The sequence below is a fragment of the Serratia sp. PAMC26656 genome, from assembly GCF_016469055.2.
Taxonomy (GTDB): domain Bacteria; phylum Pseudomonadota; class Gammaproteobacteria; order Enterobacterales; family Enterobacteriaceae; genus Serratia; species Serratia plymuthica.
In genome coordinates this window covers 4,962,990-4,978,829 of sequence record NZ_CP150486.1, presented here as the reverse complement: position 1 = coordinate 4,978,829, position 15,840 = coordinate 4,962,990, and the positions used below count along the sequence as shown (strand labels likewise).

14 protein-coding genes and 1 tRNA gene are annotated in these 15,840 nt (G+C 57.1%); 8 read left to right on the top strand and 7 right to left on the bottom strand.

Annotated features, from left to right (window positions below):
* Positions 1-111 precede the first annotated feature (111 nt).
* From JEM67_RS24295 to JEM67_RS24285, 3 genes are read left to right on the top strand one after another with little or no spacing between them, the layout of a single operon-like run.
* Positions 112-1,377, top strand: coding sequence for a 4-aminobutyrate--2-oxoglutarate transaminase (locus tag JEM67_RS24295; protein ID WP_199635736.1), 1,266 nt, complete (start codon positions 112-114; stop codon positions 1,375-1,377).
* Positions 1,378-1,390: 13 nt separating this feature from the next.
* A complete protein-coding gene (locus JEM67_RS24290) occupies positions 1,391-2,845 on the top strand; it encodes an NAD-dependent succinate-semialdehyde dehydrogenase (RefSeq protein WP_199635737.1) in 1,455 nt (484 codons plus the stop codon).
* A 58-nt stretch (positions 2,846-2,903) separates the two neighbouring features.
* Positions 2,904-4,148 carry an aromatic amino acid transport family protein gene (locus JEM67_RS24285; RefSeq protein ID WP_199635738.1) on the top strand — a complete coding sequence of 415 codons (1,245 nt, stop codon included), beginning with the start codon at positions 2,904-2,906 and terminating at the stop codon, positions 4,146-4,148.
* A gap of 69 nt (positions 4,149-4,217) precedes the next feature.
* Here JEM67_RS24285 and yfcF read toward each other — a convergent pair whose 3' ends face one another.
* Positions 4,218-4,853, bottom strand: coding sequence for a glutathione transferase (gene yfcF / locus JEM67_RS24280; RefSeq protein WP_199635739.1), 636 nt, complete (start codon positions 4,851-4,853; stop codon positions 4,218-4,220).
* Positions 4,854-5,024: 171 nt separating this feature from the next.
* On the opposite strand from yfcF, the gene JEM67_RS24275 reads away from it, so the two are divergent.
* A complete protein-coding gene (locus JEM67_RS24275) occupies positions 5,025-5,741 on the top strand; it encodes an HPP family protein (RefSeq protein ID WP_199635740.1) in 717 nt (238 codons plus the stop codon).
* A gap of 427 nt (positions 5,742-6,168) precedes the next feature.
* On the opposite strand, the gene JEM67_RS24270 is transcribed toward JEM67_RS24275, so the two are convergent.
* Positions 6,169-6,245 (bottom strand) — tRNA-Ile (locus JEM67_RS24270).
* Positions 6,246-6,393: 148 nt separating this feature from the next.
* Between JEM67_RS24270 and mug the strand changes: the two genes are divergently transcribed.
* On the top strand, positions 6,394-6,882 hold the full coding sequence (mug, locus tag JEM67_RS24265) for a G/U mismatch-specific DNA glycosylase (protein WP_199635741.1): 489 nt from the start codon (positions 6,394-6,396) through the stop codon (positions 6,880-6,882).
* Positions 6,883-6,952: 70 nt separating this feature from the next.
* Here mug and rpoD read toward each other — a convergent pair whose 3' ends face one another.
* From rpoD to rpsU, 3 genes are all read right to left on the bottom strand, one after another.
* Complete coding sequence (rpoD, locus tag JEM67_RS24260) at positions 6,953-8,791, bottom strand: RNA polymerase sigma factor RpoD (RefSeq protein ID WP_199635742.1); 1,839 nt, start codon at positions 8,789-8,791, stop codon at positions 6,953-6,955.
* Positions 8,792-8,948: 157 nt separating this feature from the next.
* Positions 8,949-10,697, bottom strand: a complete 1,749-nt coding sequence (dnaG, locus tag JEM67_RS24255; protein ID WP_006328193.1) for a DNA primase — start codon at positions 10,695-10,697, stop codon at positions 8,949-8,951.
* Between the two features lie 136 nt (positions 10,698-10,833).
* Positions 10,834-11,049, bottom strand: coding sequence for a 30S ribosomal protein S21 (gene rpsU, locus JEM67_RS24250; RefSeq protein ID WP_001144069.1), 216 nt, complete (start codon positions 11,047-11,049; stop codon positions 10,834-10,836).
* Positions 11,050-11,375: 326 nt separating this feature from the next.
* Between rpsU and tsaD the strand changes: the two genes are divergently transcribed.
* Positions 11,376-12,389, top strand: a complete 1,014-nt coding sequence (tsaD, locus tag JEM67_RS24245; RefSeq protein WP_013814636.1) for a tRNA (adenosine(37)-N6)-threonylcarbamoyltransferase complex transferase subunit TsaD — start codon at positions 11,376-11,378, stop codon at positions 12,387-12,389.
* Positions 12,390-12,423: 34 nt separating this feature from the next.
* Here the strand turns inward: tsaD and plsY are convergent, their stop codons facing one another.
* The gene (plsY, locus tag JEM67_RS24240; protein ID WP_041416403.1) at positions 12,424-13,062 is read right to left on the bottom strand and encodes a glycerol-3-phosphate 1-O-acyltransferase PlsY; all 639 of its coding nucleotides are present in this window, start codon (positions 13,060-13,062) and stop codon (positions 12,424-12,426) included.
* A gap of 107 nt (positions 13,063-13,169) precedes the next feature.
* Between plsY and folB the strand changes: the two genes are divergently transcribed.
* On the top strand, positions 13,170-13,529 hold the full coding sequence (gene folB, locus JEM67_RS24235) for a bifunctional dihydroneopterin aldolase/7,8-dihydroneopterin epimerase (protein ID WP_006320572.1): 360 nt from the start codon (positions 13,170-13,172) through the stop codon (positions 13,527-13,529).
* A 131-nt stretch (positions 13,530-13,660) separates the two neighbouring features.
* Positions 13,661-14,485, top strand: a complete 825-nt coding sequence (bacA, locus tag JEM67_RS24230; RefSeq protein WP_020828717.1) for an undecaprenyl-diphosphate phosphatase — start codon at positions 13,661-13,663, stop codon at positions 14,483-14,485.
* A 41-nt stretch (positions 14,486-14,526) separates the two neighbouring features.
* Here the strand turns inward: bacA and JEM67_RS24225 are convergent, their stop codons facing one another.
* Positions 14,527-15,771 carry a multifunctional CCA addition/repair protein gene (locus JEM67_RS24225; protein ID WP_199635743.1) on the bottom strand — a complete coding sequence of 415 codons (1,245 nt, stop codon included), beginning with the start codon at positions 15,769-15,771 and terminating at the stop codon, positions 14,527-14,529.
* Positions 15,772-15,840: the final 69 nt, after the last annotated feature.

The following is a 15,840-nucleotide window of genomic DNA, read 5'->3' as shown; positions in this document are numbered from 1 at the left end:
CAATTAATCGTAACTGGCACTCGATTATAGGGCCACATCCTGTGTAAATAAACGTCATTGTTTCACGAGTGTGAACGAAACGTACAACGGACACCGACCGGAGAGAACAGCATGAAAAACGCAGAACTGAATCAACGTCGTCAGGATGCCACCCCACGCGGGATTGGCGTGATGTGCGGTTTTTACGCCGAGCGTGCGGAGAATGCCACGCTGTGGGACGTAGAAGGCAATGAGGTGATCGATTTCGCTTCCGGTATTGCTGTTCTGAATACCGGACACCGGCATCCGAAGGTGATCGCCGCCATTGAACAGCAACTGAAGGCCTTCACCCACACCGCTTACCAAATCGTTCCTTACGAAAGCTATGTCTCGTTGGCAGAGCGCATCAACCAGCGCGCACCGATCGAAGGCCCCTGTAAAACCGCGTTGTTCACCACCGGCGCAGAAGCGGTGGAAAACGCGGTCAAAATCGCCCGCGCCTATACCGGCCGACCGGGCCTGATCACCTTTGGCGGCGGTTTCCATGGCCGCACTTACATGACCATGGCGCTGACCGGCAAAGTGGCTCCGTACAAGCTGGGCTTCGGGCCCTTCCCCGGTTCGGTGTTCCACGGCCAGTATCCGAATGCGCTGTATGGCGTAACCACCGAAGACGCGATGAACAGCCTGGAGCGCATCTTTAAGGCGGATATCGATCCCAAACAAGTGGCCGCCATTGTGCTGGAACCGGTGCAGGGCGAGGGCGGTTTCAACATTGCGCCGGCCGATTTTATGCAGGCGCTGCGCGAACTGTGCGACCAGCACGGCATTTTGCTGATTGCCGACGAAGTGCAGACCGGTTTTGCCCGTACCGGCAAGCTGTTTGCCATGGAACATTACGCGGTGAAACCGGATCTGATCACTATGGCGAAAAGCCTGGCGGGCGGTATGCCGCTGTCGGCGGTGGCCGGCCGTGCCGACGTGATGGACGCCCCGGCGCCGGGCGGGCTGGGCGGTACTTATGCCGGTAACCCGCTGGCGGTGGCTGCGGCACTTGCGGTGCTGGACGTGATTGACGAAGAACAGCTGTGCCAGCGTTCCCAACGTTTGGGCCAGCATTTGGTAGAAGTGCTGCAACAGGCGCGCAAAACCAGCCCGGCGATTGCGGATATTCGCGCGCAGGGATCGATGGTGGCGGTGGAGTTCAAGGATCCGGTGACCGGCAAGCCTTCGGCGGAGATCACCCGTCAGGTACAGCAGAAGGCGCTGGAGGAGGGCCTTCTGCTGTTGAGCTGCGGTGTGAACGGCAACGTGATCCGCTTCCTGTATCCGCTGACCATCCCTGAGGAGCAGTTCACTCAGGCGCTGGGCATTCTTTCCCGTGCGTTGGCCCAATAAGGAGTGACCGGCAATGAAACTGAATAATCCCGAGCTGCTGCGCAGCCAGTGTTTGATTAGCGGTGAGTGGTGCGACGCCTTGAGCGGCAAGCGTGAGGCAGTCATCAACCCGGCGACCGGTGCTGAGCTGGCAAGCATCCCGTTGGTCAGCGAAGAAGAAACGCAGCAGGCGATTAACGCGGCGCAGTTGGCGCAGCAGGGCTGGAAGCAACTGACCGCCAAACAGCGCTCCGTGCTGTTGCTGGCCTGGGCCGACAAGGTGCTGGAAGCCCAGGAGGATTTGGCGCAGCTGATGACGGCCGAGCAGGGTAAATCGCTGGCGGAAGCGCGTGGTGAAGTTGCCTATGCCGCTTCGTTTATTACCTGGTTCGCCGAAGAGGCCAAGCGCGTCGACGGTGCCGTGTTGCAGGCGCCGCTGGCCTCGCAGCGCCTGGTGGTAGTGAAACAGCCGATCGGCGTTTGCGCGGCGATCACGCCGTGGAACTTCCCGGCGGCGATGATCACCCGCAAGGTTGCGCCGGCGCTGGCAGCGGGCTGCGCGATAATCGTCAAACCGGCCGAGCAGACGCCGCTGACCGCGTTGGCATTGGCGAAGCTGGCGCAGGATGCCGGCATTCCGCCGGGCGTGTTGCAGGTGGTGACCGGCGACGCGGCGCAGGTGGGCAAGGTGCTGTGCGACAGCCCGGAGGTGCGCAAACTGAGCTTTACCGGTTCGACCGAGGTCGGCCGTATTCTGATGGCGCAGTGCGCGCCGACGATTAAAAAGTTGTCGCTGGAGCTGGGGGGCAACGCGCCGGTGATCGTTTTCGACGACGCCAATCTGGACGCGGCGGTGGCGGGCATTATGGCCTCCAAGTTCCGTAATAGCGGCCAGACCTGCGTCTGCGCCAACCGCATCTACGTGCAGGACGGCATCTATGATCGTTTGGTGGACAAGCTGGTGGCGGCGGTTGAGCAACTCAAGGTCGGTGATGGCAGCCATGAAGGCACCACCCAGGGGCCGCTGATCGATCAGGACGCGGTGGATAAAGTGCAGAGCCACATTGACGATGCGCTGATCAAAGGCGCGCAGATTGCTATCGGCGGGCAGCCGCACGAGCTGGGCCGTACCTTCTTCCAACCGACGGTGGTGACCGGCGTGACGCAAAAAATGCGCTTCGCCCGGGAAGAAACCTTTGGCCCGGTGGCGCCGCTGTTCCGTTTCCATGATGAGGCGGAAGCGCTCTCCATGGCCAACGACACCGAGTTTGGTCTGGCCGCTTATCTGTTTACGCAGAGTGCCTCGCGCCAGTGGCGAGTGCCGGAAGCGCTGGAATACGGCATGGTCGGCATCAACACCGGGCTGATCTCCAATGAAATCGCGCCGTTTGGCGGTGTGAAGCAGTCAGGACTCGGACGTGAAGGATCGCGTTACGGCATTGAAGAATATCTGGAGCTGAAATACCTGTGTATCGATGTGAGCTGTTAACCACCGGGAAATTAACCTGTCCCGGTGGCCGGAGCCGCCGGGCAACAAAGGATGCTGCATGTCTTCTGAAAACATCTCTATTTCTCCGGCGCTTGCCGCCGGGGTGCGAACGTCTGCACCCGCCAAATCACTGAGTTTCCTCGAAGGGGTGGCGATGATTGTCGGCACCAATATTGGCGCCGGCGTGCTGTCCATCGCCTATGCCTCCAGCAAAGCCGGTTTTTTACCGCTGCTGTTCTGGCTGGTGCTGGTGGGGAGTTTGACCACCATCACCATGCTGTACGTCGCCGAATCCACCCTGCGCACCCGTGCTCACCTGCAATTAAGCGGGCTGGCGAAACGCTATGTCGGCGGTATTGGCGCCTGGCTGATGTTCGCTTCGGTGTGCGTCAACAGCGTCGGGGCGTTGACCGCGTACATGACCGGCAGCGGCAAGCTGCTGCAATCTCTGTTCGGCATCTCGCCGGCCATCGGCAGCCTGCTGTTTTTCGTTCCCGCTGCTGGGGTGTTGTACCTGGGTCTGAAGGCGATTGGCCGCGGCGAGAAATTTATCAGTATCGGTATGGTGGTGATGCTGACCGCGCTGGTGGCGGCCACACTGCTGAAAGACACCACCCAGATGCGCAACCTGCTGGACGGCGACTGGCGCTTTATGGTGCCGGTATTCAACGTGGTGGTGTTCTGCTTCTCGGCGCAGTACATAGTGCCGGAAATGGCGCGTGGCTTCTCGGATAAGCCGGAACAGCTGCCGAAGGCGATTATCGTCGGCATGGCGGTAACCTTCGTGTTGCTGGCGGCGGTGCCGATGTCGGTGATTGCCCTCAGCGGGCTGAATAATATCTCCGACGTGGCGACCATCTCCTGGGGGCAGGCTCTCGGGCAGTGGGCGTTCTTCTCCGCCAATATCTTTGCGCTGTGCGCGATGCTGACCTCTTACTGGGGGCTGGGCGGCAGCTTCCTGACCAATATTTTCGACAAGTTCAGACTGGGCAATGACGAGCAACCGCTGCGCCGATTCGGCGTGCTGTTGCTGGTGGTGGTGCCCCCGTTCGCGCTGGCATACAGCGGCCTGGTGTCGTTCGTTAACGCGCTGTATTTCGCCGGGGTGTTCAGCGGGGTGATCCTGTCGATTATGCCGATGCTGATCCTGCGAGGGGCGCGCAAGCACGGTGACCAAACGTCGCGCTGGCAGTGCAACTGGATCACCCACCCGCTGTTGCAGAGCAGCATCGTGCTGCTGTATCTGGCCAGTGCGGTATACGCTATTGCGTCGTTGTTAGGCTATCTGCCCTCTGGATGGTGACCTGCCTTCCTTCAGGAAGTGATGTTGTTTCTCAGTTGAGAACGGCGGCGTCGTGGCCGCCGATTTTTTTCAGCCGTGCGTTTTCTCCGGCAGCGCCAGCCAGGCCTGCACCGAAGGGCGTTGCCACTGTTTTTGTGCGTAGTGGCGAAGGTTCTCCGGCACGTCATCTCCGTTCATCACCAGCCGGTTCAGCATCAACGCCAGATCGGTATCGGCAATGCACCACTCCCTGAACAAATTATCCTGGCCGTGGCCCAGCAACTTTTCGACTGCGGCGATCAGCTTGTTGGCTGCGGCCTCGGCGGCGGCGGACAGCGGCGGGAATTTTTGGTCGGCGAATACCGCCTCGGTTGGCCGTTCGACGCGAATTGGCAACAGATCGCTGCGCAGCCAGGCTTGAATTTCGCGCGCTTTGGCGCGCAGCTTGACGTCGCGCGGATAGACCGCGTGAGCCGGATGGATATCTTCCAGATACTCGGTAATTGCCGAGGACTCGGACAGCTGGAACTCACCGATCACCAACGTAGGCACCCGACGGGTTAGCGACAGTGCCGCATAGGCAGCGCCTTTATTTTCTTCCTGCGCCAAATCGACCGGTTTCACGGTGAAGGGGATGCTTTTCTCCGTCAACACAATAAATGCGGACATGGCATAAGGGCTGAAAAATTGGCTGTCGGTATAGAGCTCGGTAATCGGTTGAGACATCGGCTTTTCCTCAAGGCTAAGGGGAGAACATTGATCATTACCGAGGGGTGGCGAAAAATCAATCTGTTAGCGGAAAGTTGTTGCCGGGTGCAGGCCGGGCAGCGGTTATTCCGCCGGACATGATGTGATATATTTGTTGCTATTACGTTGAATTTGGCAGTGCGAAGTAACATGAAGAACCCGTTAGTAACAAGATTCAAGATCGGCTGCGCGCGCCTGTGGCCGCACCCGTTGGCCATGGGCAAAAAAGAGATTTTGCTTTCCAGCATCGGCGCCGGGCTGGGGTTGATGATTACCGGTTGGATCAGCCATTTTGTGTTGGGGGAGGTAAACCTGTGGTTTATTGCGCCGATGGGAGCCTCCGCCGTTTTGCTGTTTGGCGTACCGAACAGCCCGTTGGCGCAACCCTGGTCGATCGTGGGCGGCAATATGTCGGCTGCGCTGGTGGGGGTCAGCACCAGCCTGCTGATTGCTGATCCCGGGCTGGCTTGTGGCGTGGCGGCCGCAGTGGCCATTGGATTGATGTTCAAACTGCGTTGCCTGCATCCGCCCGGCGGCGCGGTGGCGCTGACCGCGATCCTCGGCGGGCCGGGCATTCACCAACTGGGTTACAGCTTTGTACTGTACCCGGTGCTGCTTAACTCGGTGTTGCTGGCGGTACTGGCGATTATCTTCAATAACCTGGCCGGGCGCCGTTATCCGCACCAACTGGCACCGGCGGAGGCCAAGACTGCCGGCCTGCCGATTGATGCGGTATCGATTACCCGGGCGGATCTGCATGAAGTGCTGATGCAGGGTGAGCTGTTTGACATCGACGAGGACGATTTGCAGGAGATCCTGCAACGTGCGGAGCAGGTCGCTCATCGGAGGCAGAACGGCGCAGCCTGATGATGTCGGCGAGCGACAAGACGGCAACCGGTACACAAACCCACGGTTTTAACCATACAGAATCACAGAACGCCTATCTGTGTGGTGTTGATTATTGGTTGCTGAATCTGTCTTGTGTTTGTGACCTGAGTCACCCTATTACTTTGAGTGTAATTGGGATGACCTTAATGGAAAAGACACTAGATTTACCCGCTGACCGCGAAGGCTTGTGGCGCAAATTATGCCGGTATTGCCGCCGTGGGTATTTTACGTATACCCGTAGAAAGTCTTTGCGCTCGATGAGCCGGGAGCAACTGCATGACATCGGGCTACGGCGTTGCGACGTGCATCAGGAGGGGCGGGATTCGCTTTGGCAGCGTTGAGTGAGCGGAAACAAAAAACCACCTGCAGAGAGGTGGTTTGATGCGCTGTTATGTCAGCGAGAATTTGGTGGCCCCTACTGGACTTGAACCAGTGACCAAGCGATTATGAGTCGCGTGCTCTAACCAACTGAGCTAAGGGGCCAAGCGGCGAGATTATACGGTAATCCTCCGGTGCAGGTCTACTGTTTGCCGCCTGTATGTTGTTTTTCTGCGCAGTTGTAGTCTGTTGTAATTGCTGGCGGATTTTGCGATAACCGGTGTAAATCCCTTTTATCGGACCTCTCAGACCCATGAATCTTTTGGCGCCAAACTTGCGGGTGGTGTTTTGCGGCATCAATCCCGGCCTTTCCTCCGCCCATCAGGGCTATCCCTTTGCCAATGGCAGCAACCGTTTCTGGAAGGTGCTGCATCAGGCCGGTTTCACCCAGCGCCAACTGGCGCCGGAGCAGTGGCAGCAGTTGCAGGATACCGGCTGCGGCATCACCGCTTTGGTGGCGCGCCCGACGGTTGCGGCCAGCGAAGTGACGCGTGAAGAGTTGCGCAGCGGTGGCGAGGCGTTAAAAGACAACATTCTGCAATTCCAGCCGCGTGCATTGGCGGTTCTGGGCAAGCAGGCGTTCAGCAGCGCCTTCGGGGTGAAAAATGCGCCCTGGGGGCGGCAGGAGATGACGATCGGTAAAACAGAGGTGTGGGTATTGCCTAATCCCAGCGGGCTGAACCGCGCCACGCTGGAGCAGCTTACCGAGAGCTACCGCGAGCTGTTCCTGGCGCTGGAGTGATTCCTCAGGATTTCAGGCAATAAAAAACCCCGGCCTGCCGGGGTTTTTTGTTTGCCGCTAACCGCTGGCCTTAGTCGTCCAGGAAGCTGCGCAGCACTTCGGAACGGCTTGGGTGGCGCAGTTTACGCAGTGCTTTGGCTTCGATCTGACGAATACGCTCACGGGTAACGTCGAACTGTTTGCCCACTTCTTCCAGCGTGTGGTCAGTGTTCATATCGATGCCGAAACGCATGCGCAGCACTTTCGCTTCACGGGCGGTCAGGCCGGCCAATACGTCGTGCGTTGCAGAGCGCAGGCTTTCCGAGGTGGCAGAATCCAGCGGCAGCTCGAGGGTGGTATCCTCGATGAAATCGCCCAGATGTGAATCTTCATCATCACCGATCGGCGTTTCCATGGAGATCGGCTCTTTGGCGATCTTCAGCACTTTGCGGATTTTGTCTTCCGGCATCAGCATACGTTCAGCCAGCTCTTCCGGCGTTGGTTCGCGGCCCATCTCTTGCAGCATCTGGCGCGAAATACGGTTGAGTTTGTTGATGGTCTCAATCATATGCACCGGAATACGGATGGTACGCGCCTGGTCGGCGATAGAGCGGGTGATGGCCTGACGGATCCACCAGGTGGCGTAAGTTGAGAACTTATAACCACGGCGGTATTCGAACTTGTCTACCGCTTTCATCAAACCGATGTTGCCTTCCTGGATCAGATCCAGGAACTGCAGACCGCGGTTGGTGTATTTCTTGGCGATAGAAATAACCAGACGCAAGTTGGCTTCAACCATCTCTTTCTTCGCACGGCGGGCTTTCGCTTCACCGATAGACATGCGGCGGTTGATGTCCTTCACCTGCTCGATGGTCAGGCCGGTCTCTTCTTCGATCTGACGCAGTTTCTGCAGGCTGCGCTGTACGTCATCTGTTACGTCTTTCAGCTTTTCTGACCATGGCTTGGCCATCGCCAGCGCCGCTTCGAACCAAGTGCTGCTGGTTTCGTTGCCGGCGAACAAAGTGACGAAGTTTTTCTTCGGCATTTTGCACTGTTCAACGCACAGCTTCATGATGATACGTTCCTGGGTACGAACGCGGTCCATCATGATGCGCATGCTGTTGACCAGGAAGTCGAACTGTTTTGGCACCAGGCGGAACTGCTTGAACACCTCAGACAGCTTCAGAATTTCTTCTGCTGCGCTGGCGTGGCTACGGCCGTTCTTTTTGATGACCAGACGGGTCGCTTCATACTGATCGCGCAGGTCGGTGAATTTCTGACGTGCCAGTTCCGGATCGATGCTGTTGTCGTCTTCAGCGTCGTCGTCTTCATCTTCGTCTTCTTCGTCGTCGTTCTGCTCTTCGGTCGACAGCTCAGAACCGACGTGCGTTGCGGTTGGGGCGATGTCCTCTTCCGCATTAGGATCGACGAAGCCGGTGATCAGGTCGGACAGGCGAGCTTCGCCGGCTTCAACGCGATCGTACTGCTCCAGCAGATAGGTAATGGCTTCCGGGTATTCGGCAACCGAGCACTGAACCTGGTTGATACCGTCTTCGATACGCTTGGCGATGTCGATTTCGCCTTCGCGCGTCAGCAGTTCAACGGTACCCATTTCGCGCATGTACATGCGCACCGGGTCGGTGGTACGGCCAATTTCAGATTCAACGCTGGACAGGACTTGAGCGGCAGCTTCTTCCGCATCTTCGTCTGTGCTGTTTGAGTTTTCAGCCAGCAACAGGTCATCGGCGTCCGGGGCTTCTTCCATCACCTGGATGCCCATGTCGTTAATCATCTGGATGATGTCTTCGATCTGATCGGAGTCGACGATATCTTCCGGCAGATGGTCATTGACCTCAGCATAGGTCAGATAGCCTTGCTCCTTACCACGTTGGACAAGAAGTTTAAGCTGTGACTGCGGGTTTTGCTCCATAAGACGGTATCCACACTTCAGAGTATTTAGGTTGGTGTCGGTCGGCGAAACCGCCAACAATAGCATTTGGGGCGTTTTTGTTGTTGCCGCGGCCCACTGTGGCGGCATATTGCAGGGCTCTGCCCTCGCATTTATCGGCACTTAAGCCGTTTGGTATTCAGTTTTTCTTCGCTAAAACCTGATTGAGAGAACGGACTTCTTCACGTTCTTCCGGGCTCAGGCCGTGCGTTCTGGCCTGCGCGATCAATGTCTCCAGCCGCTGCTCCAGTACGGAGTCGTACAGGCTGGCCAAGGTATCCAAAAATGTCTGCTCGACCCTGTCCTCAACGATCATATGGTTCCATGTCGCCAAGGTTTCAAGCTGCTGGCTCAATTTGTTGTCGCGATACTGCTCCAGCAATTGGCCGGTTGTCAGCCCCGGTTGGGCCAGACAGGTCTGCACCAGCTCGACAAATAGCGGTAAACCCGCCTGTTTGGTCTGCTCCAATCCCTCGAGTGAAGGGATAAGTGTAGCCAGTTGCGGATTTTGTACCAGTAACCCTATTAGTATACGCATGGTTGTGCGTTTTAGCTGGGGCGCCTGATAAGTATTCGCATTTTCAGCCTGTTTGGGCATCAGCTTGTCGAGCTGGCTGTCATCGAGCAGGCCAAGTTTGCTGCCGAGCTGTTGGCGCAGGTACAAGCGCAACGTTTCGCCCGGCACCTGAGTAATCAGTGGCAGTGCCAGCGTGCTCAGCTTGGCGCGGCCGTCCGGGCTGCTCAAATCTACCTGTGGCATCAGCGTTTCGAACAGGAAAGTGGAAAGCGGCTGCGCCAGCTCCATTCGCTGCTCGAAGGCGTCTTTGCCTTCTTTTCGGACCAATGTGTCCGGGTCTTCGCCGTCGGGCAAAAACATAAACCGCAGTTGGCGCCCGTCGTTCAGATAGGGCAATGCGGTTTCCAATGCGCGCCAGGCCGCTTCGCGACCGGCTCTGTCACCGTCATAGCAGCAGACAACGTTATCGGTAGCGCGGAACAGCAGCTGAATATGTTCAGCCGTCGTTGAGGTTCCGAGCGAGGCGACGGCATAATCGATGCCGTATTGCGCCAGCGCCACCACGTCCATATAGCCTTCCACTACCAGCAAACGCTGCGGGGTAGGGTGGTTCTGCTGCGCTTCATACAGGCCGTACAACTGACGACCCTTGTGGAATACTTCGGTTTCCGGCGAGTTCAGGTATTTCGGCATGCCGTCACCCAATACGCGTCCGCCAAAGGCGATCACTCGCCCGCGTTTGTCGCGAATAGGGAACATCACGCGCTCACGGAAACGATCGTACGAGCGGCCTTGATCGTTAGTCACCAGCATGCCGGCATCGTTCAATGCGAGACGGCTGTCGGCGTCACGACCAAAACGCTTCAATGCGTTATCCCAACCGGCAGGTGCAAAGCCGATGGCAAAATGGCGGATAACGTCGTCACTGAGCCCGCGCTGTTGCAGGTAATTGCGCGCCGGCGTGCCGGAAGGCTGATGCAGTGACTGTTGATAGAACGCACTGAGCTGTTCCATCAGTTGATACAGGCTTTGACGCTGATGACGTTCAATCTGGGTCGGCCCGGTTCCTGCCTCGTAAGGCACTTCCAGTCCGTGCATGGTCGCCAGTTCTTCGATGGTTTCGACAAACTCGAGTCTGTCGTAATTCATCAGAAAGTCGACGGCGTTACCGTGCGCACCACAACCAAAACAGTGGTAAAACTGCTTTTCGCCATTAACCGTAAATGAAGGCGTTTTTTCGTGGTGGAACGGACAGCACGCGTGATAGTTCTTGCCTTGCTTCTTGAGCTTTACACGCGCGTCGATCAGATCGACGATGTCGGTGCGAGCCAGCAAGTCATTGATAAATACACGCGGAATTCGTCCAGCCATAAGCCCTTACTTTACTAGCCTATAAACGAGAACAAGCCGCGCATTCCTTTCGGAAAGCACGGCCTTCGTATGCAACTACACGGTCTGCGCGATTTTTAAAATCAGAAATTCACGCGGCGGGGTTACCCCCGAAGAATTAATACAGACGAGTGCGGCGTGCGTTTTCGCGAGCCAGTTTCTTCGCGTGACGTTTCACAGCAGAAGCTTTAGCGCGTTTACGTTCGGTAGTCGGTTTTTCATAGAACTCACGACGACGAACTTCAGCTAAAACGCCTGCTTTCTCGCAAGAGCGTTTGAAACGACGCAGAGCAACGTCAAATGGCTCGTTTTCACGTACTTTAATTACCGGCATGTGCCTCTCACCTCAATAAAATTCGGTTTGCTGCTGGCCAAGCGCCAGCCTTTTCAAAATGGTGCGGAATTTTACTTCAACGGATGCTGCTTTGTAAAGCACCACAGCAAATTGAAACCTGCGCCACCCTGGTAAAACGTGCGCAATTTTGCATCGGGCGCTGATTATAGTCTAATCAAAAAAAAATGCTCGTTTTTAATCAAACCGGCATTTATGGCTGGAATCATCGACATAGCTTCCGGCCGGCGACAAGATGTACCGCGTTGGCGGTAAATAGGCATGATTGTGGTAAACTGCAGGCCGCACGTGAATGATGGGAAAGGGTAATGCGAGTACTGGGTATAGAAACCTCCTGCGATGAAACCGGAATTGCAGTGTATGACGATCAGACCGGTTTATTAGCGAATCAGTTATACAGCCAGGTGAAGCTGCATGCCGATTACGGCGGTGTAGTGCCGGAGCTGGCCTCCCGCGATCACGTGCGTAAAACCGTGCCGCTGATTCAGGCGGCCTTGAAAGAAGCGAACCTGACTGCCGCCGATATCGACGGCGTCGCCTACACTGCCGGGCCTGGCCTGGTGGGGGCGTTGCTGGTCGGCGCCACCATTGGTCGCGCGCTGGCGTTTGCCTGGAACGTGCCTGCGGTGCCGGTGCACCACATGGAAGGCCACCTGTTGGCGCCGATGCTGGAGGACAATCCGCCGGCATTCCCGTTTGTCGCGCTGCTGGTTTCCGGCGGCCACACGCAGTTGATCAGCGTGACCGGCATTGGGCAGTATGAACTGCTGGGCGAGTCGATAGACGATGCGGCCGGTGAAGCCTTCGATAAAACCGCCAAGCTGCTTGGGCTGGATTACCCTGGTGGGCCAATGCTGTCGAAGATGGCGCAACAAGGTGTGGCGGGTCGTTTCACCTTCCCGCGTCCGATGACCGATCGTCCGGGGCTGGATTTCAGTTTCTCCGGGCTGAAGACATTTGCCGCCAACACCATCCGCTCTAACGGCAATGATGACCAGACGCGTGCAGACATAGCTCGGGCGTTCGAAGATGCGGTGGTGGATACGCTGGCGATAAAATGCAAACGTGCGCTGGAGCAGACTGGCTTCAAACGCCTGGTGATGGCCGGCGGCGTCAGCGCCAACCGCACTCTGCGCACCAAAATGGCGGAAATGATGCATAAACGCGGTGGTGAGGTGTTCTACGCCCGTCCGGAATTCTGTACCGATAACGGCGCGATGATCGCCTACGCGGGTCTGGTGCGGCTGAAGAGCGGTGCCAACCCGGAACTGAGCGTTTCGGTGCGTCCGCGCTGGCCGTTGGCAGAATTGCCTGCGGTATGATAGACATAAGGCCGGAAATTTCCGGCCTTATACTTCACGATTCTTTCTTTTCTTCCTGATCCGCCGCATCCGCTTTTTTCTTGCGGAACTTGTCCCAGATTTTCCCTTCCTGCCCACGCCACAGGCGTTGGATGTTGTCATGATGCCGCATTAAAATCAGGCAAGACAGCATCGCTACCGGGAAGGTGAACTGCGGTTTGAACCACCAAACGTAAAACGGGGCAATCAAGGCGCTGATAATTGCGCCCAGCGAGGAGTAACCGCTAAGCAGCACGGTCAGCAGCCAGGTGCCGGTCATCAGGCCGGTAAGATCCCACCCGATCGGCGCGATGGCGCCAAAGGCCGTCGCCACGCCTTTACCTCCGCGGAAATGGAAGAATACCGGATAGATATGCCCCAGGCAGGCGGCGATCGCCGTCAGGCCCAGATACAGCGGCGGTATTTCAAGCTTGTACGCCAGCCAAACCGGCAGCATTCCCTTGAGAATATCGAACACCAGCACCGCCGCCGCCGCCAGGCGACCGCCGATGCGCAGGACGTTGGTGGCTCCTGGATTCCCTGAGCCATGTTCACGCGGATCGGGCAGCCTGGCGATCCGACAAACCAGGATCGCACTGGAAACTGAGCCACACAGATACGCGAAGATAATCATGCCAAGCGCGGTAGCACTCATAACGCGGTTCCGTTTAATAATGGTCGTTTTACTAGCAACATCTATGGATAATACGCATATTCCGCTGGAAGTGGTATCCGGCAAGGCCAAAAACAGAGAATGACGTGATGGATATCGTATTTATTGAAGAGCTTACCGTTATTACTACGATTGGCGTTTATGATTGGGAACAAAACATTCGCCAGAAGCTGGTGTTCGATATCGAAATGGGCTGGGACAACCGCCAGGCCGCTGCCAGCGATGATGTGAACGACTGCCTGAGCTATGCCGATATCAGCGAAGCCATCATCCAGCACGTGGAGCCGAATCGTTTTGCGTTAGTTGAGCGGGTGGCAGAGGAAATATCTGAAATTTTACTCCAGCGCTTCAATTCCCCGTGGGTCCGTATTAAGGTCAGCAAACCGGGCGCAGTTGCACACGCCAGCCGGGTTGGGGTCATTATTGAGCGTGGTACCCGGCCGGTGTGACTTCCTGTCATACGCGTGCAACTAAAGACCGTTAACCTGGTCTGAACCTGAGAATTGTTTTAGCGGCAATGTATTGAGCACTGCCGCTTTTTTATGTTGGTAGTCGCAAATTTATAGGGTGAGCGAAACACATGGCGGACATGCATTCACTGTTTATCGCGTTTGTTCTTGGGGTGGTCGAAGGGTTAACTGAATTCTTGCCGGTATCCTCTACCGGGCACATGATTATTGTGGGCGAGTGGCTGGGCTTTACCGGCGACAAGGCCAAAACCTTTGAAGTCATTATTCAGTTGGGATCGATTCTGGCGGTGGTGGTGATGTTCTGGCGCCGTCTGTTCGGTTTGATCGGCATTCACTTTGGCGGCAAGCCGGTTGAGCACGAAGGCAAGACCGCAGGGCGGTTAAAACTGGGCCATATCCTGCTGGCGATGATCCCTGCGGTGGTGCTGGGGCTGTTATTCCATGATTTCATCAAGTCGCTGTTCGCACCAAAGAACGTGATGTATGCGCTGGTGGTCGGTGGTTTCCTGCTGCTGGCAGCGGAATGGCTTAAGCCGAAAAAACCGAGTGCGGAAGGGCTGGATGACATCACTTACCGTCAGGCGTTTATGATTGGCTGTTTCCAGTGCCTGGCGCTGTGGCCGGGCTTCTCCCGTTCCGGCTCCACCATTGCCGGCGGCATGTTGGTGGGCGTGAACCGTTATGCGGCTTCTGAGTTCTCGTTTATTCTTGCGGTGCCGATGATGATTGGCGCCAGTGGCCTGGACCTGTACAAGAGTCTGCATTTCCTGACGATGGGCGATTTGCCGATGTTCGCCGTCGGCTTTGCGACCGCTTTCGTGGTGGCGCTGATCGCGATCAAAACCTTCCTGTCGCTGATTAAGCGCATCTCGTTCGTGCCGTTCGCCATCTACCGCTTTATCGTTGCCGCCGTGGTTTACATGGTCTTCATGTAAGCGGCAGCGTCAATAAAAAACCCCGCTCTGCGGGGTTTTTTTTATGCCTGATCGAGAGGGATATCCTGGGTGAGTTTCCAGTCGGCCAGTACCTGCTGGCGACGGCGTTTTAGTTCATCGCGGATCGCCAGCCCCTGCAGGCCGCTGGCGACCACCTCTTTTACCGAGACGGCATTTGCCACCTGGAAAGCCTGGCGCAAATAGTCGCCCTGTGGGTAGGGATTGTTTTCAAAGCCGGTACGGCCGCGCGCGTCCGCCTCGCTGGTCAGGATCATCTGTTCCAGCCGTTGCGGTTTACGCCAGACGTCTATCGCATCGAAAAGCTTCAGCAGAGTCTCCGGACGCAGCTTGTTTACGGTATGAATCAGGTCATGGTATTCAGCCACCAGCTTGGCCAAATCGCGTACCGGGTTGGGCACCCGTAAACGTTGGCACAATTCTTCGACCAGCTTAACGCCGGTCAGGCCGTGACCGTGATGGTGCGGCCAGAGTTCTTGTGGCGTCAGCCCTTTACCGAGGTCGTGGCACAGTGCCGCGAAGCGTACGTCGATGTCAGGGCTGAGCTGGGCGGCAATAGCCAGCGTCATCAGGGTATGAATGCCGGTGTCGATCTCCGGGTGCCACTTGGCCGGGGCCGGCACGCCGAACAGGGCGTCAATCTCGGGGAACAGTATCGCCAGCGCATCGCAGTCACGCAGGACCTGGAAATACACTTGCGGACTCTGGCTTTGCAGCGCTTTTTCCGTTTCCTTCCATACCCGTTCGGCGGTCAGCGTCGCTAATTCACCGCTGCGCGCCATGTGGCGCATCAGCTCAGTGGTTTCCGGGGCGATGGTAAAGCCCAGATGAGCAAAGCGGGCGGCAAAACGGGCCACGCGCAACACGCGCAACGGATCCTCACCGAAGGCATCCGAAACGTGGCGCAGCACGCGCGCTTGCAAATCGGCCACGCCGTGGAAAGGGTCTATCAGCTCACCGTCGCTGCCGCGAGCGATGGCGTTGATGGTCAAATCGCGGCGCTGCAAATCTTCTTCCAGCGTCACATCCGGCGCGGCGTAGCAGGTAAAGCCGGTATACCCCTGGCCGGATTTACGCTCGGTGCGCGCGAGCGCATATTCTTCATGGGTCTCAGGGTTGAGAAACACCGGGAAGTCTTTACCGACCTGTTGATACCCCTGCGCCAGCAGTTCTGAAGGCGCAGCGCCCACCACCACCCAGTCGCGGTCGAAAACCGGTATCTCAAGTAAACTGTCGCGGACAGCGCCGCCGACCAGGTAGATCTTCACTATTATGCTCCTGCATGATTCTGGGACTCTGTTGACCAGATTACCTTAATTAGCCGGGCCGTGCCGAAG

What these genes read in the sequence shown, in the direction of transcription:
- rpsU (WP_001144069.1), bottom strand. Translation starts at nt 11,049, where the DNA reads ATGCCGGTAATTAAAGTACGTGAAAACGAGCCATTTGACGTTGCTCTG.
- mug (WP_199635741.1), top strand. Translation starts at nt 6,394, where the DNA reads ATGAATCTTTTGGCGCCAAACTTGCGGGTGGTGTTTTGCGGCATCAAT.
- JEM67_RS24290 (WP_199635737.1), top strand. Translation starts at nt 1,391, where the DNA reads ATGAAACTGAATAATCCCGAGCTGCTGCGCAGCCAGTGTTTGATTAGC.
- JEM67_RS24285 (WP_199635738.1), top strand. Translation starts at nt 2,904, where the DNA reads ATGTCTTCTGAAAACATCTCTATTTCTCCGGCGCTTGCCGCCGGGGTG.
- tsaD (WP_013814636.1), top strand. Translation starts at nt 11,376, where the DNA reads ATGCGAGTACTGGGTATAGAAACCTCCTGCGATGAAACCGGAATTGCA.
- plsY (WP_041416403.1), bottom strand. Translation starts at nt 13,062, where the DNA reads ATGAGTGCTACCGCGCTTGGCATGATTATCTTCGCGTATCTGTGTGGC.
- JEM67_RS24275 (WP_199635740.1), top strand. Translation starts at nt 5,025, where the DNA reads ATGAAGAACCCGTTAGTAACAAGATTCAAGATCGGCTGCGCGCGCCTG.
- dnaG (WP_006328193.1), bottom strand. Translation starts at nt 10,697, where the DNA reads ATGGCTGGACGAATTCCGCGTGTATTTATCAATGACTTGCTGGCTCGC.
- folB (WP_006320572.1), top strand. Translation starts at nt 13,170, where the DNA reads ATGGATATCGTATTTATTGAAGAGCTTACCGTTATTACTACGATTGGC.
- bacA (WP_020828717.1), top strand. Translation starts at nt 13,661, where the DNA reads ATGGCGGACATGCATTCACTGTTTATCGCGTTTGTTCTTGGGGTGGTC.
- rpoD (WP_199635742.1), bottom strand. Translation starts at nt 8,791, where the DNA reads ATGGAGCAAAACCCGCAGTCACAGCTTAAACTTCTTGTCCAACGTGGT.
- yfcF (WP_199635739.1), bottom strand. Translation starts at nt 4,853, where the DNA reads ATGTCTCAACCGATTACCGAGCTCTATACCGACAGCCAATTTTTCAGC.
- JEM67_RS24295 (WP_199635736.1), top strand. Translation starts at nt 112, where the DNA reads ATGAAAAACGCAGAACTGAATCAACGTCGTCAGGATGCCACCCCACGC.